Raw genomic sequence first — 22,696 nt, forward strand, 5'->3', positions numbered from 1 at the left:
AGGATGAATGATGATGAACCTGCGCGCCCTGATTCTGTTGTTATGCGTGGCACTAACGCCTGCGGTACACGCTGCCAATTCACTGATGGTGTGGCCGATCGATCCAGCAATCGATCCGCAAGATAAAGCCAGCGAGCTGTGGCTGGAAAACCGTGGCAACGCCACCACCATGATGCAGGTGCGTATCTTCAGCTGGCAGCAGGTCAACGGTCAGGAGCAGTATCAAACCCAGCAGCAAGTGGTGGCGAGCCCGCCGATGGTGCGGCTGGAGCCAGGGCAAAAGCAGCTGGTGCGTTTAATCAAGCAAACGCCGCCCGAAGCCGGACGTGAGATGTCCTATCGCGTGGTGCTGGATGAGATCCCCACGCCGCGCACGCCGGGAGAGAATCAGGCTGGACTGACGTTCCAGATGCGCTACTCAGTGCCGCTATTCATCTATGGCGACGGCGTCACGCGTGATACGGCGAAACCGCAGCTGAGCTGGCAGGAAGTGAACAGCGGCGGCAAGCGCTGGCTGGAGCTGACCAATCACGGTAACGGCCACGCGCGTTTAAGCAACGTCACCATTGGCGGACGCAAAATGGGCAACGGCTTGTTTGGCTATGTGCTGGCCAACAGCAGCAATCGCTGGCCGTTAACCAGCAGCGTGAGCGGTGAACTGTCGGCCGAAATGAATAAAGGCCACTGGAGCAGCGCTGCCGCGCGTTGATGAAGTTAACGCCGCATCCCTGCGCGCTGGCCGTTGCCAGCGTGCTCTGTATCAGTCCGATGAGTAGCAGCGCGGAGACTTTCTCCGAACTGCCACCGCCGCCTGCGCTGGAGAATAACGCCAGCGGCCAGCAATACATGCTGGAACTGGTGGTGAATCAAGGCGAACGCGGCGACATCGTGCCGGTTGAACGCAAGAACGGTGATTTCTGGCTGCGACGTGGCGATCTGCAACGCGCCGGTATTCCGGCCGAGAAACTGCAGGGGCAGCAGATCGATATCAATCAACTGAGCGGAGCGAAAGTGGAGTATGACGAACGACGCCAGCGCCTGTTATTGACGGTGCCGCCCGCCTGGCTGCCGGGTCAAACCATTGGCCAACTGCAGAATGCTCCGCGATTTCCCGGCCGCGCCAGCAACGGCGCCCTGCTCAATTATGACTTCTACGCCACGCGCACCGATAACGCCGGTTCGCGCCTCTCCAGCTGGAACGAATTGCGCTTCTTTGGCCCGGTTGGGCAGTTTTCTACCAACGGTGTTTACGTGCAGCAACTGGAAGGTGGCGTTGCCGGTCAGCAGGAAGGCTATATCCGCTACGACACCTGGTTCAGTAATGAAAACGAGAATGCGGCGATCAGCTGGCGCGCCGGGGATTTGGTTACAGATGCGTTGAGCTGGAGCAACAGCGTGCGGCTGGGAGGCGTGCAGATTGGCCGCGACTTCAGCGTGCGTCCGGATCTGGTGACCTATCCGCTGCCGGCGTTTTCCGGCCAGGCGGCGGTGCCCTCTTCGGTCGATCTGTTTATTAATGGTTATCGCAGCACCCAGGCCGATGTGCAGCCGGGTCCGTGGTCACTCACTAACGTGCCGTTCGTTAACGGCGCAGGCGATGCGGTGATCACCACCACCGATGCAGTGGGCAGACAAGTCACCACCACGCTGCCGTTTTACGTCTCCAGCAGTTTGCTGAAAAGTGGGTTATCCGATTACTCGTTTTCCGCCGGTGCCATTCGCGAAAACTACGGCATAAACAATTTTGATTATGGCGCGGCGGCGGCCAGCGGTTCGTATCGCTACGGTATCAACGATTGGCTAACGCTGGAGAGTCACGCAGAAGGCAGCGACAGCGTGGCGATGGGCGGCGCAGGTGGCCTGGTGAAGCTCGGCAGTTTTGGCGTGGTGAATGGTGCGCTGGCACAAAGCCAGATGGACGGCAATCCAGGCACGCAATACAGCTGGGGCTATCAATACAACAACAGCTGGTTCAGCCTCGGAACTCAGCACATCATTCGCAGTGCCGATTTCGGCAACCTCGCGCTGGTTGGCAGTCGTGGCGACAGCGCGAACACCAGCTATTCGCTGGCACGACGCAGCGCGCAGTACACTGCCAGCGTGTCGCTGAATGATTACGGCAGCCTGGGATTGGCCTATTTTGATATCTCCGGCGGCAACGGTGACCGCACACGTTTACTGAATCTGTCGTGGAGTAAAAATCTGTGGGGCAACAGCAGTTTGTACATTTCCGCCAGCCGCGATCAGGAGCAGGGCAACTGGAGCGGCGCGATTTCGCTGGTCATCCCGTTTGGCGAGCAGAGCAGCGCCTCGGTCAGCACCGAGCGCGATCAGGAAGGCAATAACAGCCAGCGTCTGTATGTATCGCGCGCCATGCCAACCGACGGTGGCTTCTCCTACGATGCCGCGTGGGCCAAACAGGCCAGCGACAGCGGCGATTATCGCCAGGCCAGCCTGCGTTATCGCAACAACAAAATTGATACCTCAGCCGGTTTCTATGGCGACAACGACAACACCACGCAATGGGCCGATTTCACCGGTTCGGTGGTGTTGATGGATAACCGCGTGTTCGCTGCCAACGATATCAACGATGCCTTTGTGGTGGTGAAAACCGATTATCCCGACGTGACGGTGCGTTATGAAAACCAGACCATGGGCCGCACCGATAAACAAGGCTATCTGCTGGTGCCCTCAATCAGCAGCTATTACGGCGCGAAGTACGATATCGATACGCTGGATCTGCCCGCCGATCGCACCGCGCCGAAAGTCGAACAGCGCTTTGCGGTGAAGCGTAAGAGCGGTTATCTGCTCAACTTCCCGGTGGAGCGCCTACGCGCCGCCAGCGTAGTACTGCATGACAGCAACCATCAGCCGCTGCCGATTTCCAGCCAGGTACTTCGTCCGAATCAGGCCACCGAATATGTCGGCTGGGACGGCATTGTGTGGATGGAAGATCTCGCTGCCAGTAACCCGATTCACGTGGTGACGCCCGATGGACGCAGTTGCGATACGCAACTGGACATCACCGACGGCCAGCCAAAAGCGCTGGAAACCTACGGACCGCTTACCTGCCCGCTGCCACCGCCGCCGCAAGGTTCGGCGGTGAGTAGCGCGGATAATTCACAGTCAGGGATTTCACCATGAGAAAGCTTCTGCTCCTGCTGGCGTTATTTATATTGCCGGGTACCAGCTATGCGCTTTGTACCTTATCAGCGCCTACTGCGACCTTTGGTTCGGTCACCACATTTTCGGTGGCTTCGACGGTGAATAACACCTCCAGCACCACCAACGTGAATTGCGGCTCTGGCACGCTTTCGCTGTTGGGCTCCGATAACATCACCTATGCCTTTACCACCGCCTCAAACCTTAGCGGCACGCGCGCCGTGTTGAAAACCGCCAGCGGCGGCACCGATAACATTCCGATTCAGCTGTGTATCGACAGCGCCTGTGCCACCGAATTACAGCAGGGCGGCAGCTATCGCTGGAGTTCTGCCTCGCTGCTGGCGTTGGGTAACACCCTCAACTTCAACATTCCGCTCTACTTCCGCACCCTTACCGGGCAGGTGATCGCCGCCGGCACCTATACCACCACCATCACGCTGACCGTGAGTTATACGGTGTGCGCCGGGTTGAACGTGGCAGGATTGTGCGTGGGAACGGTACAGAGCAGCACCGGTACGGCGATGCCGATTACCGTGAATCTGGTGGTTACCAACGACTGCACCACCATCACCGCGCCGAATGTTAGTTTCGGCAGCGCACCTTTGGTGGGCAGTTTCTCAACCGTGCAGCAGACGATTAACGTGGTGTGTTCGAAGGGCAGCACTTATACCGTGGGCCTGAGCAACGGCAGTTACTACAGCGGCACCACGCGGCAGATGGCGAGCGGAACCAACCGGTTGGCGTATGACATCTACAAAGGCACCACCACCACCTCGCGCTGGGGACCGACCGGCACCGATCGCTGGAGCAGCACCACCTCGACCTCGTTGAATGCGGATACCGTGACGCGCAACTTTACCTATACGGCGCAGATTTTGACCACGCAGAATACCCCTGCGGCGGGGAATTATACCGATAGCGTGGTGGTGGATGTGTCGTTTTAAAAAGGAGGTCGCCATGAATGGCGACCCTACGGTCTGATGAATCCCCACAAAAACGAAGCAGGCACAGTGGAAAAATGATCTAATTATTGCGCCAACAAAAAATAAGATCGCCACTATGCCTGCTTCCGCATTTTGCCATAAATTTTTACGGGAATCTTTAGCCAGCACCCATCAGTATCGTCGTAACGCCCTCACTGATATGACGATTTCCCTGACCCGCGGTGCTTCCCTCAATCTGACCAGCATTGGTCGCTCTCTTGCGGGCGATGCCCGCGTTAAGCACAAAATCAAACGCGTTGACCGCCTTATGGGGAATGCCGCCCTCCACCGGGAGGTGCCCGCGCTGTCACGCGACATTATCTGCTGGCTTATCCGGGACATGAAGGAGTGCGTCATTGCCGTGGACTGGAGCGCCTGGCCGACTCAGTCCTTCAGCCTTTTGCGTGCCAGCCTGCTGGCGGATGGACGCGCCATCCCGCTGCTGAGCCTCATCGCAGAAGGCGATAAGCTGGGAAATCCCGACCTTCAGAACCGTTTTCTGGACGACCTGGCCGGGTGCCTGGGAGACAGGAAAGTGACCATCGTCACCGATGCCGGGTTCCGCCGCGAGTGGTTTAACCGCGTTCAGTCGCACGGATGGCACTTCATCGGCCGGCTCAGGGGCAACGGCGTTCTGAAGCTGGCCGGAACGGAAGAGTGGGTAACGCCGGGTCAGCTAAAAGCCGGCACAACGCCGCGCTGTGCTGGTGCGGCCCGGCTGACGCGATATAAAAAATCACCGGCTTACGGCTTCGTGCACGTTCATAAGAGAGCACCCAAAAATCGTCACGGAAAGAAAAGCCGGGATCGTTTTTTTTACACGCGCGAAGAGGCAAACCAGAGTCGCCTGGCCCGTGAGCCGTGGGTGCTGTTTACCAGCGATGCGGAGCTGAAGTCACGGACGATAATGAAGCTTTACAGCCGGAGAATGCAGATAGAGCAGAACTTCCGGGATGAAAAGAGTGAACGTTACGGTATGGGGCTGAGAAGCAGCTTCAGCCGGAGTGTGGAAAGGATGTCAGTGCTGAACCTGCTGTCGACGCTGTGCAGCATCGTACTGTGGCTGATGGGCTACGCGCTTGAAAGAAAAGGCGAGCACCGGTTTTATCAGGCGAACACGGTGCAACACCGGCGAGTACTGTCATACCTTACGCTGGCAAGAAATGCGATAAGGCACAACCCGGCAGGGATCAGTCAGCTGGATATAGAAACGGTGCGAGCCGAACTATCAGCGAGTTACAGGAATATCGTATATGTGTATTAACGATATTCCTGGGGATCCCTCAGCCCTACGGTTATGCGCTGACAGGTGTTGTGCTATGTCGTGACTGATATTGCTTCACCATACGGCCAATCAGTAGCGTGCCAACCAGCCCGCACACCGCCGCAAAAGAGAGCCACACGCCTGGCATCGCTTTGTCGCCGGTGGCATGAATCAGGTAGCTCGACACCGCTGGCGTAAAGCCGCCAAACAGCGCGGTTGCCAGGCTGTAGGCGAGTGAGAAGCCCGAAGCACGCACTTCTGCTGGCATGATCTCAGCCAGATAAACCACCATCGCGCCGTTGTAGCTGGCATACAGGAATGACAGCCACAGCTCAGCTTCAACCAGACGGGCAAAGGTCGGCGCGCCCACCAGCCAATGCAGCACCGGCCAGGTGGTTAGAATCATCAAGATGGTGCAGACAATCAGCAGCGGACGACGGCCAACGCGGTCCGACAACGAACCCATCACCGGCAGCCAGAACAGGTTGGAGATGCCGACAAACAGCGTCACCAGGAAGCTCTCCTTGTCGCTCATCATCAGCACCGTTTTGCCGAATGTCGGGGTAAACGCGGTGATCATGTAGAACATCACGGTGGTGGTGACCACCATCAACATCCCCGCCAGCACCAGCGCCCAATTCTGCCCGACCGAACGCATAATCTGGCTCATGGAAGGATGATGTTTGCGCTGGCTAAAGGCTTCGGTCTCTTCCAGCATGCGACGAATGTAGAACAGGAACGGCACGATCATACATCCCACCACAAACGGAATACGCCAGCCCCATTCGGTGACGGCATCTTTAGCCAGCAGATGATTCAGACCCAAACCAAGCAGCGCGGCGAAGATCACCGCCACTTGCTGGCTGCCCGACTGCCAGCTGACATAAAAACCTTTGCGCCCTTTCGGCGCCACTTCAGCCAGATAAACCGACACGCCGCCCAGCTCAACGCCCGCCGAGAAGCCCTGCAATAAACGACCGAGCAGAATAAGAATCGGCGCGGCGGCACCCAACGTGGCGTATCCGGGCACCAGCGCAATGGTTAAGGTACCAATCGCCATCAGACCAAGCGTTAACAGTAAGCCTTTACGGCGGCCATGATGGTCGATGTAAGCGCCGAGAATAATCGCGCCGAGCGGGCGCATCAGGAAGCCTGCTCCAAAGGTCATCAGCGTGAGCATAAGAGAGGCAAAGGGATCATCGCCGGGGAAAAAGGTTTTGGCGATCGCGGTGGCGTAATAGCCAAACACCATGAAATCGTACATCTCAAGGAAGTTACCGCTGGTAACGCTAAAGATGGTTTTGGCACCGCCTTGCGACGACTTTTGTAAAGAGTGACTTGAGCTCATATTGTCCTTCCTGGTTTTTTCTTCCGTTTTAACGTGCCGGGCCAGGAATAAACGTGATCCTCTTCACCATTGCAGTTTACAAAAATAAGACCAATAGTAACAATAAATTAACAAGTTAAGTGCGGGAAATAAAAAAGGTCGCCATTAATGGCGACCCTACGTCTACGCTGAAAAATATTATTTTTTGACCGTTTCCATGCCCATCAGGCCAATCTTCAGATAACCGGCTTCACGCAGCTGATCCATCACTTCCATCAGGGTGGCGTAATCAACCGATTTATCCGCCTGGAAGAAGATGGTGGTGTCTTTCTTGCCTTCGGTTTGTGCCGTCAGCGCATTCACCAGCGTCTCTTTGGTGACCGCATCGTTACCGATGAAGATCTGCTTATCTTCCTTGATGGAGAGATAAACCGGCTTTTCCGGACGAGGCTGCGGCGCGCTGGTCGATGCTGGCAGGTTAACGCGCACATCGACGGTGGCTAATGGCGCGGCGACCATAAAGATGATCAGCAGAACTAACATGACGTCGATAAACGGCGTCACGTTGATTTCGTGCATTTCGCCATCGCCGACCGAGTCATCGTTTAAACGCATCGCCATAATACTTATCCTACGCGCAGTTTCTGTGCCGCCGCTGGACGGTTGGCTTCTTTCGCGGTATCGACGTTGCCGAGGTCAAGGTCGCGGCTCTGCAGCAGCATGACCTGCGCGGCGACATCGCCCAGCGACGCTTTGTAGCTGGCAATCATACGCGCGAAGACGTTGTAGATAACCACGGCAGGAATTGCCGCAACCAGACCAATCGCGGTGGCCAGCAGCGCTTCGGCGATGCCCGGCGCAACCACGGCGAGGTTGGTGGTTTGCGTTTTAGCGATACCGATGAAGCTGTTCATGATGCCCCAAACGGTACCAAACAGACCGATAAACGGCGCAACGGAACCGATGGTGGCGAGGAAACCATTACCGCGACCGGCATGACGACTGAATGCGGCCACGCGGCGATCGAGACGGAAGCTGGTACGCTCTTTAATGCCATCCAGATCTTCGGTGCCGGCAGACAGCTCCAGCTCATTCTGCGCATCGTTAAGCAGCACAGCGCTGTGGCTGTTGGCTTTGAAGGTTTCAGCAGCACGGTAAGCATCGTTTAACGAGCGGGCTTCGCCCAGCGCTTGCTGCTCGCGTTTCAGGCGACGTTTCGCCCCGCTCAGCTCAGCAAACTTACCGAAGAAAATTGCCCAGGTGACAACGGAAGCCAGTAACAGGCCAATCATCACAATCTTTACCACGATATCGGCATGCTGATACATGCCCCAAACGGAGAGATCCGTTTGCATCAAATCACTGGCTACCACGCTGCATCTCCAACTTCTGTTGCACAGTTCACGATTGAAGCGCGGATCATAGCAAAAAAAACGCCCGAAGTGATAGTGGTTCTCATTACTATTTACAAAGCAAAGAGGCCAGCAATTTCCACAATTTAGCTGATGTTATGCGCAATACTGGCCTCACTCTGATAATCCGCAATCAGGCTCAACCCACTACGCTGATTCGTGGTAACGTGGATGTTTTGTGGGAAATGTCAGGAAAGGCAGTGATGGCAACGAAGAAAATAGACACCACGCTTGTCAGCGCGGGACGCAATAAACGTTACACTCAAGGCTCAGTTAACAGCGTAATTCAACGCGCTTCATCCCTGGTTTTTGACACGGTCGCCGACAAGAAACGTGCTACCGCCGGTCGCGCTTCAGGCGAGCTGTTTTATGGCCGTCGCGGCACCCTCACCCATTTCTCGCTGCAAGACGCCATGACCGAGCTGGAAGGCGGCGCAGGTTGCGCACTTTATCCGTGCGGTGCGGCGGCAGTCTCTAATGCCATTTTGTCCTTTGTCGAAGCTGGCGACCATATTCTGGTCAGCGGCGCGGTCTATGAACCGACGCAGGATTTCTGCTCGAAAATTCTCAGTAAGCTGAACGTCACCACCACCTATTTCGACCACTGCATCGGCAGCGAAATTGGCGAACTGGTGCAGCCGAATACGCGCGTGGTGTTCCTGGAATCACCGGCATCGATCACCATGGAAGTGCAGGATATTCCGGCGATTGTTGCCGCCGTGCGCGCCAAAGCGCCGGATGCGATCATCATGATCGATAATACCTGGGCGGCGGGCGTGCTGTTTAACGCGCTGGAGCATGGCATCGATATTTCGATTCAGGCCGGCACCAAATACATCATTGGTCACAGCGATGCGATGATTGGCACTGCGGTAGCGAATGAACGTTGCTGGCCACAGCTGCGCGAGAATTCCTATCTGATGGGCCAGATGGTCGATGCCGATACCGCCTATATGGCGAGCCGCGGCATTCGTACGCTGGGCACGCGTTTGCGTCAGCACGAAGAGAGCGGATTGCAGGTGGCCGAATGGCTGGCAACGCAGCCGGAAGTAGCGCGCGTGAATCATCCGGCGCTGGCGCAGTGTAAAGGCCATGAATTCTGGCAGCGTGATTTCAGCGGCAGCAGCGGTTTGTTCTCTTTCATCCTGCATGAAAAACTGAGCCGTGAGCAGCTGGCAAATTACCTCGATCACTTCCACCATTTCAGCATGGCGTATTCGTGGGGCGGCTATGAATCACTGATTCTGGCAAATCAGCCCGAAGAGCTGGCGGCGATTCGTCCGGCGGGCGGCGTGGATTTTGACGGCACTTTGGTGCGTCTGCATATCGGCCTCGAACATGTCGACGACTTGCTGGATGACCTGAAAGCCGGTTTTGCACGTTTAAGAAGTTAAACAGAAGATAAACCACGCTGTGGCGGCGATGAGAGATCAACGTATACGATGCCACAGAAGGTTAAAATTAGACTCCTTGTGACTCGATGGAATAGCTGATGGGTGTTTTACATGAGATTGTCCAGGCGCTTTGGCATCAGGATTTTGCCGCGCTAGGCAATCCGGATGTCGTTTGGATTGTTTACGGCGTGATGTTTTTAACGCTGTTTCTGGAAAACGGTTTGCTGCCCGCGTCATTCCTGCCGGGCGATAGCCTGCTGTTACTGGCGGGCGCGATGGTCGCTAAAGGTGTGATGGATTTCGTGCCGACGATTGTGATTTTGACCACGGCGGCCAGTCTCGGCTGCTGGCTCAGCTATCTGCAAGGGCGCTGGCTCGGCAACACCAAACTGGTGAAAAGCTGGTTACTGCATCTGCCCGCGCAATATCACCAGCGCGCGTGGAATATGTTTAACCGCCACGGTTTGATGGCGCTGCTGGTTGGCCGCTTCCTCGCTTTTGTACGCACCTTGCTGCCCACCATGGCCGGCATTTCCGGTTTGAACAATGGCCGCTTCCAGCTGTTTAACTGGTTGAGCGGTTTGTTGTGGGTTGGGATTGTGGTGACGCTAGGCTACGGCATTAGCCATGTGCCCTTTATCAAGCGCCATGAAGATCAGGTGATGGCGATCCTGATGATTCTGCCGATCGCGCTGCTGTTTATCGGCCTGGCCGGCAGCATTGTGGTGATCTGGAAAAAACGCCGCCAGAAAGTCTCCTGATTACGACGCGGCGTCAAACGGTAAGGTTTGACGCACGCGGCTTGCCTCTTCTCCCGGCGTCACGCCGAAATAGCGCTTAAACTCACGCGAAAACTGCGACGGGCTTTCATAACCGACGCGCACCGCCGCCGCGCTGGCTTTCATGCCATCCTGCAGCATCATCAGGCGCGCCTGATGCAGGCGATAGCGCTTGAGATATTGCAGCGGCGAGGTTTGCGTCACCGCTTTGAAGTTGTGATGAAATGCCGAAACGCTCATGTTCACTTCGGCGGCCAGCATGTCGACGCTCAGGCTTTCCGCAAAGTGACTTTCGATGCGACGCAGCGCGCGCGCAATCTGGCTGAACTGCGTCTGCCGATTGACCAGCGACAGCAGCGCGCCGCCAATCGGTCCGGTTAATACGTAATAGATGATCTCGCGCACCAGCTGCGGACCGAGCACGCGGGCGTCGCGCGGACTGTTCATCACATCCAGCAAGCGTTCGGCCGCACACAGCATCTCTTCGCTCATAAACGCCGAATGGATGCCGGAAGTTTGCGCCTGTGGCTGGAACTGCTCGTCATCGCCGATATCCATCAGCAAATCCTGCAGGCTGGCGACATCCACGCTTAAACACATGCCGGCCAGCGGCTCCGTCAGCGTGGCTTCGGTTTCACACTCCACCGGCAGCGGCACGGTGAGCATCAGATATTTGGTGGCGTCGTAGTGAAAAACCGTGCTGCCGAGATAACCGGTTTTACGCCCCTGAAACAGAATCACAATGCCGGGTTGGTACATCATCGGCGTGCGTGGCAAGGTTTCGCAGGCGTAAATCAGCTTGACGTTTTCTACCGCGCACAGCGGCTTATGCAGGTCACTCATCAGCGCAACTACGCGCTGCGCCAGCTGGCGACAAAGGGCGTCGTTTGGCATGCATCTCTCTCGGGCAGCAAAAAAGTCAGTTTGCCGTAAGGCTGTGCAAAGCTCCACCATTCTGGAGAATCAGGCAAGATTCTTGCAGAAATCCATCAGGCAAAAGTGCCGCCCGCTTGCCACAATGATCCTGAGGTGAGGTTTGTTGACTAGACTTAAGCACATCTTTTCTACGGTAAGTCACTGCAACAGATAAGGAGCAACTATGGCAGAGCAACCCATTATTAAATTGCGCGACGGCAACATGATGCCGCAGCTTGGCCTCGGCGTGTGGCAAGCGAGCATTGAGGATGCGCGTAACGCCATCCTGGAAGCGTTGAAGGTCGGCTATCGCTCCATCGATACCGCCGCTATCTATAAAAATGAGGAAGCGGTTGGGCAAGCGCTGCAAGAGACCGACGTGGCGCGTGAAGACATTTTTATCACTACCAAGCTGTGGAATGACGATCAAACCAACTGGCAGCAGGCAATGGAAACCAGCCTGAAGAAGTTGCAGCTGGAGCAGGTGGATTTGTATCTGATGCACTGGCCGTGCCCGGAAAAAGATAACTACGTTGAAGCCTGGAAAGGCTTGATTGAGCTGCAGCAACAGGGCTTAACCAAGAGCATCGGCGTATGTAACTTCCACGAGGCGCACCTGAAGCGTTTGATCGATGAAACCGGTGTGTCGCCGGTGGTGAACCAGATTGAGCTGCATCCGATGCTGCAACAGCGCACGCTGCATGCGTGGAATGCGCTGCACCAGATTCAAACCGAATCCTGGAGCCCGCTGGCACAAGGCGGCAAAGGCGTGTTCGATCAGGAGATTATCCGCGAGCTGGCGAAAAAGTATGGCAAGACGCCGGCACAAATCGTGATCCGCTGGCATCTGGATAGCGGCCTGGTGGTGATTCCGAAATCGATTACCCCGGAACGTATTCGTGAGAATTTCCAGGTGTTTGATTTTAGATTGGATAAAACTGAAGTGAGTGAGATCAGTAAGCTGGATAGCGGTAACCGTTTGGGGCCGGATCCGGAGGCGTTTAACGGGTAGCCATGTGAAAAGGTCGCCATGAATGGCGACCCTACGGTGCGCGGTTATGCGCACCGTTTTTATTAAGAGACCGAATTCACCAGCAACTGCCCTGCCGTACCGCGATCCGCCATCTCTAGCGTCTGGCTGTAATAGACAAACGGGAAGTGATCTGACGAACTCTGCGGGAAGCTCACCAGTAACTCCACACTGCCATCCACCCACACGGTATCTTTCCAGCCGCGATCTTCACCCATCGGCTGCGCGCCATTGACGTTCTTAATCAGGAACATTACGCCCTGAATATGCAGCGATTGCGGGCGATCGGCGTGGATGATCCAGCGTTCAAAGGTGCCCTGCTGCACGGTGGTATCGATGCGGTTCATGTCCCACAGCACGCCATTAATGCCCGGCTCGCTGTCGCCAATGCGGAATTCACGCGTGCGTGTCGCTACGCCATCGAGAATCTGATCCGCCAGCAAACGCATCGGCAGATTGTCGGTTACCAGTGGCAACAAACCGGTTGGGCGTAGGCTCAGCACCAGCGTGTTGGTCAGAATCGATGACGGCTCAAACAGCCCGCGCAGACGATCCATCAAGCCCGCCGCCGTTCCGGCCGTAATCGAGACTTCATCGCCCTGCGACATATCCACCAGCACTTCGCGACGCTCGCCGGGTGCCAGCGTTAGCAGCTGCACCGCCACCGGTGCAGGCAGGAAGCCCTGATCGCTGGCGATCACCGTAAAGGGACGATTATCGGAGAAGCTAAGATCGAAGCGGCGCGCGTTCGAGCCGTTCAGCAAACGCAAACGCACCCAGCCGCGTGACACTTCGACATAGGGATTTTGCACGCCGTTCACCAGCAGCACGTCGCCGATAAAACCGCCGCTGGATGGCGGGTTATAAACCGGCGTGGCGAAGTTATCGAGGCGCTTGTCCTGAATAATCAGCGGGAAATCATCGACGCCATAATGCTTCGGCAGCGGCAGCGATTTACTGACGTCATCTTCCACCAGCCACATACCAGCGAGCCCGTTGTAGACGTGCGGTGCCATGCGGTTTGGCGTGTTGGCGTGATACCACAATGTGCCCGCGCCCTGACGAATCGGCAGCACAGGCGCCCAGTCAGCTCCCGCCGACATCATGCGCGGCGCACCGCCCATTAACGCGCCCGGCACCTGCAAACCGCTGACGGTCATTGATACCGGTTCGTTGAGGCGGTTGCTGTAAATCAGCTTCACATCGTCGCCGCTGTAAACGCGCACCGTTGGGCCGAGATACATGCCGTTAAAGCCCCACACCGGCACTTTATTGCTGTTGCCGCTGAACGACCAATGGCTGCGCTGCAAGGTGAGAAACAGCGGCTGACCGCGACGGGATTCAATCAGCGGTGGAATAGGAAGTGGCGTATCGCCCAATGGCGCGGCGGCGCGGGCGGCGAAAGGCATAGCACCGGAAGCCAGTGCGACACCGGCAGAAAGCTGAATAAACTGACGTCTGCTGCAAGACATAAAACTTCAGACCTTTTGAGCGTGGCGTGAGGACGCCGTGTCCATGTTGTTCTAATTAATTATTAGTTGCTGTGTGGCTTGAGAACGGGGCAGATGATCACCTGCCCCATTTTGGCTGGTCAGAGTTTACCGCTTTTTTCGCGTTCGGCGACTTCGGCGTTCAATTCTTCCAGTTTAGTCGACATTAATTCACGGCAGTGCGTGGCGAGCTTGCGCACCGAGGTGGTGGCAAACTGCGAGGTATCAACCGGCGGCAACATCTCGACAATTACCAAGCCGTTGTTCCAGCGGTTCAGCTTGATCTTGTCGTGGGTGTTAGACACCACGATCGGAATGATCGGCACACCAGCCGCTACCGCCGCATGAAACGCGCCGGTTTTGAACGGCAGCAGACCACGTCCGCGACTGCGCGTCCCTTCCGGGAACATCCAGAACGAGATGCGCTTTTTGTTGAACTGATCCACTAACTCACCGATGGTGCCGTGCGCTTTGGAGCGGTTATCACGGTCAATCAGCAGGTTACCGGTCAGCCAGTAGAGCTGGCCAAAGAACGGAATCCACAGCAGGCTTTTCTTGCCCACGGTCACCGTGGTTGGCTGCACGATTTTTGCTGCAGTGATCATGTCGTAGTTGTTCTGGTGGTTGGCGATATAGATCGCGTTACCGTAATGCGCGGCTTCCGCCGGTTTACGCAGTTCCACCTTGAGACCAAACACCGTCGACAGACGACCAAGCATATGGCCGAACGTCGCAACATGACGCGGGTTACGCGGTGAAAACAGACACCAGATACTGCCGAAGATACAAACCAGAATCGAATAAACAATAACAATAATTGCTCGTAAAATTAGTAACATAGATTCCTCAAATTGGGCATTCCATCGCCTGAATAACAGCGTTACTCTTCGCTCGCGTCGGCTTTCGGACGCGCTGGTGCATTCACTTCTACGCTATCAATGCGTTGCAGACCACGCGCCACGCTGCCGCGACGACCGCGATCGGCACGCACTTTCTGCAGATCTTCATCACGCATGATCAGCTTACGTTTACCGACATACACGGTGATAGACGCGCCTGGCGGCAGAATCAGCAACCATTGTAGTTTGTCGGTGCCCGCAGCGGCTTCCGCTGAAGGAATCGAGATGATCTTATTGCCTTTGCCTTTCGACATCTGCGGCAGGTCACCAACCGGGAACATCAACATGCGTCCGGCCTGGGTAATCGCCAGCAGCATATCATCGCCTGAGTGCACCGCCATTGGCGTCATCACTTTGGCGTTTTCCGGCAGCGTCAGCAGCGCTTTACCGGCACGGTTGCGCGATACCAGATCGGCAAAGGTACAGATGAAGCCGTAACCGGCGTCAGAGGCCATCAACAGCTTCTGATCGTCGGGCTCCATCAGCACCTGTTCAATCACCGCGCCCGGCGGTGGTGTCAGTTTGCCGGTGAGCGGTTCGCCCTGCCCGCGCGCGGACGGCAATGACGTTGGATCCAGCGTGTAGCTGCGTCCGGTGGAGTCGATAAAGGCCACCGGCTGATTGCTCTTGCCGCGTGCGGCGGCCAGATAGCTGTCGCCCGCTTTGTAGCTCAGGCCCGCAGGATCGATATCGTGACCTTTGGCGCTGCGCACCCAACCCATCTGCGACAGCACGATGGTTACCGGCTCGGCGCTCACCAGCTCGGTTTCGCTCAGCGCTTTGGCTTCTTCGCGCTCGCGCAGCGGCGAACGGCGATCGTCGCCGTAGGTTTGGCTATCAGCCAGCAGCTCTTTCTTCAACAGATTGCTCATCTTGCGCTCAGACGCCAGAATCGCCTGCAGCTGATCGCGCTCTTTTTCCTGATCCGCTTGCTCACCGCGAATCTTCATCTCTTCCAGTTTGGCGAGATGACGCAATTTGAGTTCGAGAATCGCTTCGGCCTGAGTTTCGCTGATGTCAAAGCGCGACATCAGCACCGGCTTCGGCTCATCCTCGGTACGGATGATGTGGATCACTTCATCAATATTGAGGAACGCCACCAGCATACCTTCAAGGATATGCAGACGACGCAGCACGCGGTCTAAACGATAGTTGAGTCGGCGCGTCACGGTATCGCGACGATACACCAGCCACTCAGAGAGGATTTCCAGCAGGTTTTTCACCGCCGGACGGTTATCCAGTCCGATCATGTTCAGGTTAACGCGGTAGCTTTTTTCCAGATCGGTGGTGGCAAACAGATGATTCATCACCTGCTCGAGATCCACACGATTGGAGCGCGGCACAATCACTAAACGCGTTGGATTTTCGTGGTTGGACTCATCACGCAGATCTTCCACCATCGGCAGCTTTTTATTGCGCATCTGGTTAGCAATCTGCTCCAGTACGCGTGCGCCCGAAACCTGATGCGGCAGCGCGGTGATCACTACATCGCCATCTTCCTTTTTCCACACCGCGCGCTGGCGAATCGAACCACGCCCGCTTTCATAAATCTTACGGATTTCGTTGCGTGGCGTGATGATTTCCGCTTCGGTCGGGTAATCCGGGCCTTGCACAATATCCAGCAGCTCATGCAGCGTGGTGTTCGGGTTGTCGATCAGCTTGACCGCCGCTTCCGCCACTTCGCGCAGGTTATGCGGCGGAATATCGGTCGCCATGCCCACGGCGATGCCGGTGGTACCGTTCAGCAGAATGTTGGGCAGACGCGCCGGCAACATCTTCGGCTCCTGCATGGTGCCGTCGAAGTTCGGGATGTAATCGGACGTGCCCTGGCCAAGTTCGCCCAGCAGGATTTCAGCGTATTTCGACAGGCGCGATTCGGTATAACGCATCGCGGCGAAGGATTTCGGATCGTCCGGTGCACCCCAGTTTCCCTGGCCATCCACCAGCGGATAGCGGTAGGAGAACGGCTGCGCCATCAACACCATCGCTTCATAACAGGCGCTGTCGCCGTGCGGATGGTATTTACCCAATACGTCACCGACGGTACGCGCCGATTTTTTGAATTTGGCATTGGAATTGAGGCCCAATTCCGACATGGCATACACAATACGGCGCTGCACTGGCTTGAGGCCATCGCCGATGTACGGCAGCGCGCGGTCCATGATCACGTACATGGAGTAGTTCAGGTACGCGTTTTCCGTAAACGTGTGCAGGGCAAGACGCTCTGCACCATCCTGCGTCAATTCGCTCATTCAGCTCGCATCCTCACTTCGTGGCCCGCAACGGCGGGACATCCGGCGGTCATTTGGCGAGGATATTACCTTATTCGTGCGGTTTAGTCACAGAGAAGCCCGTTCAGCAAACAGAAACGGCTTACATTTAATAACGTGATATTGGTTGAAAAATTAAAACGGAATGGGAGCCCTGTCACAGTGAATATCGCTAATAATATGTGAGCAACTTCGCAATTAATATCACGATGCGTTTAGCGTATTAATAGTGTCCGCAAGATGGGACAACATTTAGTATTGTTGCTTACTGATTCCTCTCCTAAATTCATACTCCACAAGCACCACATTTTTGCGCTTCTGATTTCTGGCATGGAATAAATATAAACATCAATTAGCCATAAACGTTTTGCCAAAATAAGGGTGACCGAATGCAAATACTGACTTCGCGACAACACCGATTAGTAAAATTGCTGCTGCATCATGCCGCACCGCAGCCGAGTAAAGCGTTAGCGACACAGCTTGGCGTGTCGGAGAAAACCATTCAGCGCGATTTGCAGTGGCTGGAGAGCTGGCTGAGCGACTGGTCGCTGCAGCTGGAAAAAATGCCGGGACGCGGTGTGCGCCTGCGAGTGGACGATCTGCAACAGCGTCTGCAACTGGAGCAGCAGCTGAATGGCGACGAAAGCAGCTCGGATGCGCTGAGCCATAACAGCCGACGGGTGAAGATTGCTTCGCAGCTATTGAGTGATGCACCACGCGCGACCTCAATCAGCAAATTGTCGGAGCGCTACTTTATCAGCCATGCGTCGATCGTGAATGACCTGAAAGTGATTGAAGAGTGGCTGCAGCCGCTGGGTTTGGTACTGCAGCGCGGCCCCGGCGGCACGCACATTGAAGGCAATGAGCAGACGCTGCGCCAGGCGATGGTGTCGCTGATTAATGATGTGATGCAGCAGAACGTCGCCGGCACGCCGCTGCTACCGCGGCTCGATCCCGGCAGCCAGCAGGCGCTGGTGCACTATTTTGGCGATGATGATGTGGCTTTTGTGCAGGCGCTGCTGCAACAGATGGAGCAGCAGCTGAGTTATCCACTGGGCGATGCGTGGTACCTCAATCTCTGCACCCACATTCTGATCATGATGCATCGCATGGCGCAAGGTAACGCGCTGGCGCTGGAAACGCTGACCAGCGCGCAGGATCTCGACCAGCGTATTCTCAACATTGCCCAGCAGATGGTGGTCCAGATTGAACAGCGCATGTGCTGTGCATTGCCAGCCGATGAAGTGGGTTTTATTTATCAATATATTGTCTCGTCCGGCATTGTGGTGGAAGAGCGTGGCGATAATGCGCCGCTGCATAATCAGTTTTCCACCGCTGAATCGGTAAAAATAACCTGTGAATTAATCGATCGTTTCGCGTCATTTATTCAGCAGGACTTATCACAGGACCGATTATTATTTGAAGGGTTATTAGTCCATATAAAGCCATTATTAAATCGACTCAAATATCACATTCATATTCGCAATCCGCTGCTGGAAGATATTCAGCAGGAGATGAAGGAAATATTTTCGTTAACTCAACAGGCGATGCAATTAACCGCGCGCAGCCAGGGACTTTCATCAGTGGCGGATGACGAAATAGGTTATCTGTGCGTGCATTTCCAGGCGGCGCTGGAGCGACAAATTGCCCACAAACGCATTCTGGTGGTGTGCTCGAGCGGCGTCGGGACCTCGCATTTGCTGAAGAGTCGCATCCTGCGCGCCTTCCCGGATTGGGCGATCGTCGGCGTAGTTTCCGCCAGCAATCATGCGGAGTTTTGCCAGCGAGAAACGGTGGATTTGGTGATCACCACCATTCACCTCAATGCCGGATCGGTTCCGGCGGTGTATGTCAGTGCCTTTTTTAACGATGACGATATTCGGCGGGTGACAGACGCCATGATTGGCAGCCAGCTGCCCGACGGCGCCTCCTGCGCTTTGGCTGAACATTAATTGAATGAGGATTGATCATGGATATTTCGCGCATTCTGACGCCACGCCGCGTTAACCTGGCGCTGACCGCCACCACCAAAGAACAAGCGATTAATGAGCTGACCGATTTGCTCTACCACGACGGCGCCATCAGCGACCGCGCCGCCTTTATCGAAGACGTCTGGCTGCGTGAAGCCGAAGGCTCCACCGGCTTCGAAAATCACATTGCCATTCCGCACGGTAAATCCGCCGCGGTGAAACAAACCACGCTCGCCATTGGTCGCACCCAACACGACATTCCGTGGGAAACACTCGATGGCAGCCAGGTGCGCTGCATCATCCTGTTCGCGGTACGACTGGAAGATCAGAACACCACCCATATTCGCCTGTTGTCGCAGGTGGCCAGTGCGCTGGCCGATGATGAGGTGATAGCCCAACTGCTGGTCGAAAATGACGCCAGCAATATCATCCGGCTGTTTAGTCAGTACGCCGAAACCGACCTCTGTTAACACCCTAACTCTCTGAGGTGACACATGAATATCGTCTGTGTAGCGGCCTGCACGGCAGGCATCGCGCATACCTATATTGCGCGCGAAAAACTGATTAAAGGGGCCCACGCGCTGGGCCACACCATCCACGTTGAAACTCAGGGCACCATCGGCACCGAAACGGCGTTGACGCAGGAAAACATCGCCGCCGCTGACGTGGTGATCCTCGCCGTTGACGTGAAGATCAAAGGCGAGGAGCGCTTTCAGGGCAAACCCATTGTGCGAGTGAAAACCGAAGTGGTGATCAAATCACCGGTGAAATTCCTCGAAAAAGTGGCGGATTCACTGGCGCGCGCCTGAGGAGATCCATCATGAATGACAACAAACGTCAGTACGGCCAGGAGATCAAAGGGCATTTGCTCACCGGGATCTCGTGGATGATCCCGCTGATCGTCGCCGCCGGGATCTGCATCGCGCTCGGCCAAGTGATCGGCGGGCCGGATGTCGGCAAACAAACCGGCACTATCGCCTGGATGCTCAACCAGATCGGCGGCTGGGGCATGGGCTTGATCGTGCCGCTGATCAGCGCGGCGATCGCCTACTCAATTGCCGATCGTCCCGGCTTCGCGCCTGGCCTGATTGTCGGCTTTATCTGCGGGCAGATCGGTACCGGCTTTATCGGCGGCATCTTTGGTGGCTTTCTGGTTGGTTACACGGTGCTGCTGCTGCGCCGAACCATCAAGTTACCGAAATCGATGCAGGGTTTGATGCCGATTATGGTGCTGCCGGTGCTGAGCACCATCATCGCCGGGCTACTAATGATGACCTTTATCGGCCAGCCGATTGTCTGGCTGCAGAAGGCGCTGATTGCCCTGCTGGAATCGATGCAGGGCGGCTCGAAGTTTGTGATGGGCGCAATTCTTGGCGCGATGGCCACCTTCGATTTCGGCGGTCCGGTGAATAAAACCATGTCGCTGTTCGCCGACGGCATGCTGGTTGACGGCATTTACGGGCCGGAAGCGGTGAAGTTTGTCGGCTCGATGATTCCGCCGTTCGGCATCACGCTCTCTTATCTGCTGAGCCGCAACAAATACACCAAAGCGGAAAAAGAGGCGCTGAAAGCCGCCTTCCCGATGGGCATCTGCATGATTACCGAAGGGGTGATTCCGATTGCGGCGCGCGACCTGTTCCGCGTGGTCGGCAGCTGCGTGGTGGCCTCCGCTATCGCCGGTGGGCTGATTATGGTGTGGGGCGTTGGCGCACCGGTGCCGCACGGCGGCATGTTTGTGGTGCCGCTGTTCACCAAACCCTGGCTGTTCTGTCTAGCGCTTGGCATCGGCACCACGGTGTGCGGCGTGATGCTGTCGGTACTGAAAAAGCCGGTTACGCAGGCGGATGAAGAGTTCGATGACGTGGAAGCCCCCGGCGTCCGCGATGAAGAGATCAAATTCACTCTGGAATAAGGAGCCACCATGTTTGCCATGATGAACGACCTGATTCAGGCCGCCGCCCAACAGCGTTATGCGGTGCTGGCAATCAACTGCTTCAACCTGGAAACCGCGCGCGCCGCCATTCAGGCCGCCGAACAGCAGCGCGCCCCGCTAATCCTCAATGTGTATCAGGGACACAGCGCGCACTTTCCCCCTGCTGTCGCGGTGCCGTTAGTGCGAGCGCTGGCTGATGCCGCCAGCGTGCCGGTGGCGCTGGCACTCGATCACGGCAAAGCCTTTCCGCTGATTGGTCAGGCGTTTCGCGCCGGTTTTACCGGCTTAATGATCGACGCTTCGTCTGAGCCGCTCGCCGAGAACATTCGCCAGACCGCCGCCGTAGTGAAGATGGCACATACCGCCGGCGTTTGTGTTGAAGGCGAGCTGGGGCATATCGCCGATGCACCGACCTACGAGCTGGCTGATGCTTCAGTGAAGATGACGCAGGTGGCCGATGTGCTGCCGTTTATCGAACAGACCAACATTGATCTGTTGGCGATCTCGGTCGGGACCGCGCACGGACTTTATCCGGCTGGCGTGAAGCCGAAGATCGATTTTCAGCGCTTGCAGGAACTGCATGCGGTGTCCACGCGACCGCTGGCACTGCATGGCGGATCGGGCACGCCGGCCGAGGATATTCGCCGCGTCAGCGAGTTTGGTGTTGCCAAGATCAACGTCGGTGCGGCGGTGTTTGATGCCGGGAAAATGGCGGTGGAGCAGGCCCTGAAGCAGCATCCGCATGCTGAACTGGCCGACTTGCTTGGGCTAATGGAATCTGCCTGCCGCGAGGTGGTAGTCGAGTATCTGAGCTGGTCGGGATCGGCGGGCAAGGTTTAAGTGCGGCGTTAATTGGTGGTCGCCATGAATGGCGACCCTACAAAGCATTGTCAATTTCACATTCATATCCACTATCGGGTCGGCGCGTGCGTCGGCTCCAGTAAAACTCACGCTGAGGAAATATTAACATGTTGATTTCAATGAAAGAGATGTTGGCACCGACTCGTGAACACCGTTACGCGATTGGCGCATTTAACGTGGCGGACAGCTGCTTTATCCGCGCGGTAGTTGAAGAAGCCGAGGCCACCAATACGCCGGCGATCATCTCCATCCACCCGAGCGAACTGGAGTTTGTCACCGATGAATTCTTTGGCTACGTGCGCGAACGCACCCTGAAAAGCAAAGTGCCGTTCACCATTCACCTCGATCACGGCGCGTCTATCGCTCAGGTGCTGCGCGCCATTCAATGCGGCTTTACTTCGGTGATGATCGATGGCTCGCTGCTGCCCTATGAAGAGAATGTGGCGCTGACCAAAGAAGTGGTGAAGCTGGCGCACGCGGTGGGCGTTTCAGTGGAAGGGGAACTCGGCACCATCGGCGATACCGGCACTTCAGTGGAGGGTGGTGTGAGTAAAGTGATCTACACCGAACCGGCGCAGGCAGAGGATTTCGTGCAGCGCACCGGCGTGGATACGCTGGCGGTAGCGATTGGCACCGCGCACGGCATCTACCCGAAAAATATGAAGCCTGAGCTGCAGATGCATATCCTCAGAGACATTTCACAACGCACCACAATTCCGTTGGTGCTGCACGGCGGTTCAGCTAATCCGGATGCCGAGATTGCGGAAGCGGTAACGTTAGGCGTAGGGAAAATCAATATTTCCAGCGATATGAAGTTCGCCTATTTCGACAAACTGCGTGAGATTCTGGCGCGCGAAACCTGGTGGGATCCGAATGTGATTTATCCGGATGCGATTGCTGCGGCGAAGTCAGTGATTCGCTACAAGATGAATCTGTTTGGTGGGCTGGGTAAGGCGAGTTTGTATCGCTGAGTTCTGCTGTAAGGTGCGCACTATTGCGCACCAGAA

General features: G+C 56.1%; 20 protein-coding genes. 13 read left to right on the forward strand and 7 right to left on the reverse strand.

The features are described 5' to 3' along the window. Positions 1-10: 10 nt before the first annotated feature. From VIJ98_RS16895 to VIJ98_RS16910, 4 genes are all read left to right on the forward strand, one after another. Complete coding sequence (locus VIJ98_RS16895) at positions 11-709, forward strand: molecular chaperone (RefSeq protein ID WP_179452132.1); 699 nt, start codon at positions 11-13, stop codon at positions 707-709. Next, entirely contained in the window at positions 709-3,144 is a 2,436-nt protein-coding gene (locus tag VIJ98_RS16900; RefSeq protein WP_323275143.1) for a fimbria/pilus outer membrane usher protein, read from the forward strand. The genes VIJ98_RS16895 and VIJ98_RS16900 overlap by 1 nt, the downstream gene beginning before the upstream one ends. Further along, entirely contained in the window at positions 3,141-4,106 is a 966-nt protein-coding gene (locus VIJ98_RS16905) for a spore coat U domain-containing protein (RefSeq protein ID WP_323275145.1), read from the forward strand. The genes VIJ98_RS16900 and VIJ98_RS16905 overlap by 4 nt, the downstream gene beginning before the upstream one ends. A 115-nt stretch (positions 4,107-4,221) precedes the next feature. Then, positions 4,222-5,409 (forward strand): IS4 family transposase, encoded by a 1,188-nt coding sequence (locus tag VIJ98_RS16910; RefSeq protein WP_323271415.1) that lies wholly within the window; start codon positions 4,222-4,224, stop codon positions 5,407-5,409. Between the two features lie 31 nt (positions 5,410-5,440). Here the strand turns inward: VIJ98_RS16910 and VIJ98_RS16915 are convergent, their stop codons facing one another. From VIJ98_RS16915 to exbB, 3 genes are all read right to left on the reverse strand, one after another. Continuing rightward, positions 5,441-6,757, reverse strand: a complete 1,317-nt coding sequence (locus tag VIJ98_RS16915) for an MFS transporter (protein ID WP_323275147.1) — start codon at positions 6,755-6,757, stop codon at positions 5,441-5,443. Positions 6,758-6,934: 177 nt separating this feature from the next. Next, positions 6,935-7,357, reverse strand: a complete 423-nt coding sequence (exbD, locus tag VIJ98_RS16920) for a TonB system transport protein ExbD (RefSeq protein ID WP_008103349.1) — start codon at positions 7,355-7,357, stop codon at positions 6,935-6,937. A 5-nt stretch (positions 7,358-7,362) separates the two neighbouring features. After that, positions 7,363-8,091: a tol-pal system-associated acyl-CoA thioesterase gene (exbB, locus tag VIJ98_RS16925; RefSeq protein ID WP_071531643.1), complete on the reverse strand. Its 729-nt coding sequence runs from the start codon at positions 8,089-8,091 to the stop codon at positions 7,363-7,365. A 260-nt stretch (positions 8,092-8,351) separates the two neighbouring features. On the opposite strand from exbB, the gene metC reads away from it, so the two are divergent. Then, complete coding sequence (metC, locus tag VIJ98_RS16930) at positions 8,352-9,542, forward strand: cystathionine beta-lyase (protein ID WP_323275149.1); 1,191 nt, start codon at positions 8,352-8,354, stop codon at positions 9,540-9,542. Between the two features lie 98 nt (positions 9,543-9,640). Beyond that, positions 9,641-10,303 (forward strand): DedA family protein, encoded by a 663-nt coding sequence (locus tag VIJ98_RS16935; protein WP_061720572.1) that lies wholly within the window; start codon positions 9,641-9,643, stop codon positions 10,301-10,303. Here VIJ98_RS16935 and VIJ98_RS16940 read toward each other — a convergent pair whose 3' ends face one another. Next, positions 10,304-11,215, reverse strand: a complete 912-nt coding sequence (locus VIJ98_RS16940; RefSeq protein WP_323275152.1) for an AraC family transcriptional regulator — start codon at positions 11,213-11,215, stop codon at positions 10,304-10,306. 205 nt (positions 11,216-11,420) lie between these two features. Here VIJ98_RS16940 and dkgA point away from each other — a divergent pair, with 205 nt between their 5' ends. Beyond that, positions 11,421-12,248, forward strand: coding sequence for a 2,5-didehydrogluconate reductase DkgA (gene dkgA / locus VIJ98_RS16945; RefSeq protein WP_008103359.1), 828 nt, complete (start codon positions 11,421-11,423; stop codon positions 12,246-12,248). Positions 12,249-12,310: 62 nt separating this feature from the next. On the opposite strand, the gene ftsP is transcribed toward dkgA, so the two are convergent. The 3 genes from ftsP to parC all read right to left on the reverse strand — a co-directional run bounded on the left by ftsP (position 12,311) and on the right by parC (position 16,907). Further along, the gene (gene ftsP, locus VIJ98_RS16950) at positions 12,311-13,738 is read right to left on the reverse strand and encodes a cell division protein FtsP (RefSeq protein ID WP_154155114.1); all 1,428 of its coding nucleotides are present in this window, start codon (positions 13,736-13,738) and stop codon (positions 12,311-12,313) included. 119 nt (positions 13,739-13,857) lie between these two features. Next, a complete protein-coding gene (locus VIJ98_RS16955) occupies positions 13,858-14,595 on the reverse strand; it encodes a 1-acylglycerol-3-phosphate O-acyltransferase (RefSeq protein ID WP_061720484.1) in 738 nt (245 codons plus the stop codon). Between the two features lie 41 nt (positions 14,596-14,636). Then, complete coding sequence (gene parC, locus VIJ98_RS16960; protein ID WP_323275155.1) at positions 14,637-16,907, reverse strand: DNA topoisomerase IV subunit A; 2,271 nt, start codon at positions 16,905-16,907, stop codon at positions 14,637-14,639. Between the two features lie 407 nt (positions 16,908-17,314). On the opposite strand from parC, the gene VIJ98_RS16965 reads away from it, so the two are divergent. From VIJ98_RS16965 to VIJ98_RS16990, 6 genes are all read left to right on the forward strand, one after another. Next, positions 17,315-18,877 (forward strand): transcription antiterminator, encoded by a 1,563-nt coding sequence (locus VIJ98_RS16965; protein ID WP_323275157.1) that lies wholly within the window; start codon positions 17,315-17,317, stop codon positions 18,875-18,877. A 17-nt stretch (positions 18,878-18,894) separates the two neighbouring features. Beyond that, positions 18,895-19,365 carry a PTS sugar transporter subunit IIA gene (locus tag VIJ98_RS16970; protein ID WP_008103369.1) on the forward strand — a complete coding sequence of 157 codons (471 nt, stop codon included), beginning with the start codon at positions 18,895-18,897 and terminating at the stop codon, positions 19,363-19,365. Between the two features lie 24 nt (positions 19,366-19,389). Beyond that, on the forward strand, positions 19,390-19,704 hold the full coding sequence (locus tag VIJ98_RS16975) for a fructose PTS transporter subunit IIB (protein WP_323275159.1): 315 nt from the start codon (positions 19,390-19,392) through the stop codon (positions 19,702-19,704). Positions 19,705-19,715: 11 nt separating this feature from the next. Then, positions 19,716-20,807 carry a PTS fructose transporter subunit IIC gene (locus VIJ98_RS16980; RefSeq protein ID WP_008103374.1) on the forward strand — a complete coding sequence of 364 codons (1,092 nt, stop codon included), beginning with the start codon at positions 19,716-19,718 and terminating at the stop codon, positions 20,805-20,807. A 9-nt stretch (positions 20,808-20,816) separates the two neighbouring features. Beyond that, positions 20,817-21,668 (forward strand): class II fructose-bisphosphate aldolase, encoded by an 852-nt coding sequence (locus VIJ98_RS16985; protein ID WP_154155102.1) that lies wholly within the window; start codon positions 20,817-20,819, stop codon positions 21,666-21,668. 128 nt (positions 21,669-21,796) lie between these two features. Next, the gene (locus VIJ98_RS16990) at positions 21,797-22,660 is read left to right on the forward strand and encodes a ketose-bisphosphate aldolase (RefSeq protein ID WP_061720478.1); all 864 of its coding nucleotides are present in this window, start codon (positions 21,797-21,799) and stop codon (positions 22,658-22,660) included. The last annotated feature ends 36 nt before the right edge of the window (positions 22,661-22,696 follow it).

The organism is Pantoea sp. S18, assembly GCF_045689705.1.
Taxonomy (GTDB): Bacteria; Pseudomonadota; Gammaproteobacteria; order Enterobacterales; family Enterobacteriaceae; genus Pantoea; species Pantoea symbiotica.

What these genes read in the sequence shown, in the direction of transcription:
- VIJ98_RS16895 (WP_179452132.1), top strand. Translation starts at nt 11, where the DNA reads ATGATGAACCTGCGCGCCCTGATTCTGTTGTTATGCGTGGCACTAACG.
- VIJ98_RS16900 (WP_323275143.1), top strand. Translation starts at nt 709, where the DNA reads ATGAAGTTAACGCCGCATCCCTGCGCGCTGGCCGTTGCCAGCGTGCTC.
- VIJ98_RS16905 (WP_323275145.1), top strand. Translation starts at nt 3,141, where the DNA reads ATGAGAAAGCTTCTGCTCCTGCTGGCGTTATTTATATTGCCGGGTACC.
- VIJ98_RS16910 (WP_323271415.1), top strand. Translation starts at nt 4,222, where the DNA reads ATGCCTGCTTCCGCATTTTGCCATAAATTTTTACGGGAATCTTTAGCC.
- VIJ98_RS16915 (WP_323275147.1), bottom strand. Translation starts at nt 6,757, where the DNA reads ATGAGCTCAAGTCACTCTTTACAAAAGTCGTCGCAAGGCGGTGCCAAA.
- exbD (WP_008103349.1), bottom strand. Translation starts at nt 7,357, where the DNA reads ATGGCGATGCGTTTAAACGATGACTCGGTCGGCGATGGCGAAATGCAC.
- exbB (WP_071531643.1), bottom strand. Translation starts at nt 8,091, where the DNA reads ATGCAAACGGATCTCTCCGTTTGGGGCATGTATCAGCATGCCGATATC.
- metC (WP_323275149.1), top strand. Translation starts at nt 8,352, where the DNA reads ATGGCAACGAAGAAAATAGACACCACGCTTGTCAGCGCGGGACGCAAT.
- VIJ98_RS16935 (WP_061720572.1), top strand. Translation starts at nt 9,641, where the DNA reads ATGGGTGTTTTACATGAGATTGTCCAGGCGCTTTGGCATCAGGATTTT.
- VIJ98_RS16940 (WP_323275152.1), bottom strand. Translation starts at nt 11,215, where the DNA reads ATGCCAAACGACGCCCTTTGTCGCCAGCTGGCGCAGCGCGTAGTTGCG.
- dkgA (WP_008103359.1), top strand. Translation starts at nt 11,421, where the DNA reads ATGGCAGAGCAACCCATTATTAAATTGCGCGACGGCAACATGATGCCG.
- ftsP (WP_154155114.1), bottom strand. Translation starts at nt 13,738, where the DNA reads ATGTCTTGCAGCAGACGTCAGTTTATTCAGCTTTCTGCCGGTGTCGCA.
- VIJ98_RS16955 (WP_061720484.1), bottom strand. Translation starts at nt 14,595, where the DNA reads ATGTTACTAATTTTACGAGCAATTATTGTTATTGTTTATTCGATTCTG.
- parC (WP_323275155.1), bottom strand. Translation starts at nt 16,907, where the DNA reads ATGAGCGAATTGACGCAGGATGGTGCAGAGCGTCTTGCCCTGCACACG.
- VIJ98_RS16965 (WP_323275157.1), top strand. Translation starts at nt 17,315, where the DNA reads ATGCAAATACTGACTTCGCGACAACACCGATTAGTAAAATTGCTGCTG.
- VIJ98_RS16970 (WP_008103369.1), top strand. Translation starts at nt 18,895, where the DNA reads ATGGATATTTCGCGCATTCTGACGCCACGCCGCGTTAACCTGGCGCTG.
- VIJ98_RS16975 (WP_323275159.1), top strand. Translation starts at nt 19,390, where the DNA reads ATGAATATCGTCTGTGTAGCGGCCTGCACGGCAGGCATCGCGCATACC.
- VIJ98_RS16980 (WP_008103374.1), top strand. Translation starts at nt 19,716, where the DNA reads ATGAATGACAACAAACGTCAGTACGGCCAGGAGATCAAAGGGCATTTG.
- VIJ98_RS16985 (WP_154155102.1), top strand. Translation starts at nt 20,817, where the DNA reads ATGTTTGCCATGATGAACGACCTGATTCAGGCCGCCGCCCAACAGCGT.
- VIJ98_RS16990 (WP_061720478.1), top strand. Translation starts at nt 21,797, where the DNA reads ATGTTGATTTCAATGAAAGAGATGTTGGCACCGACTCGTGAACACCGT.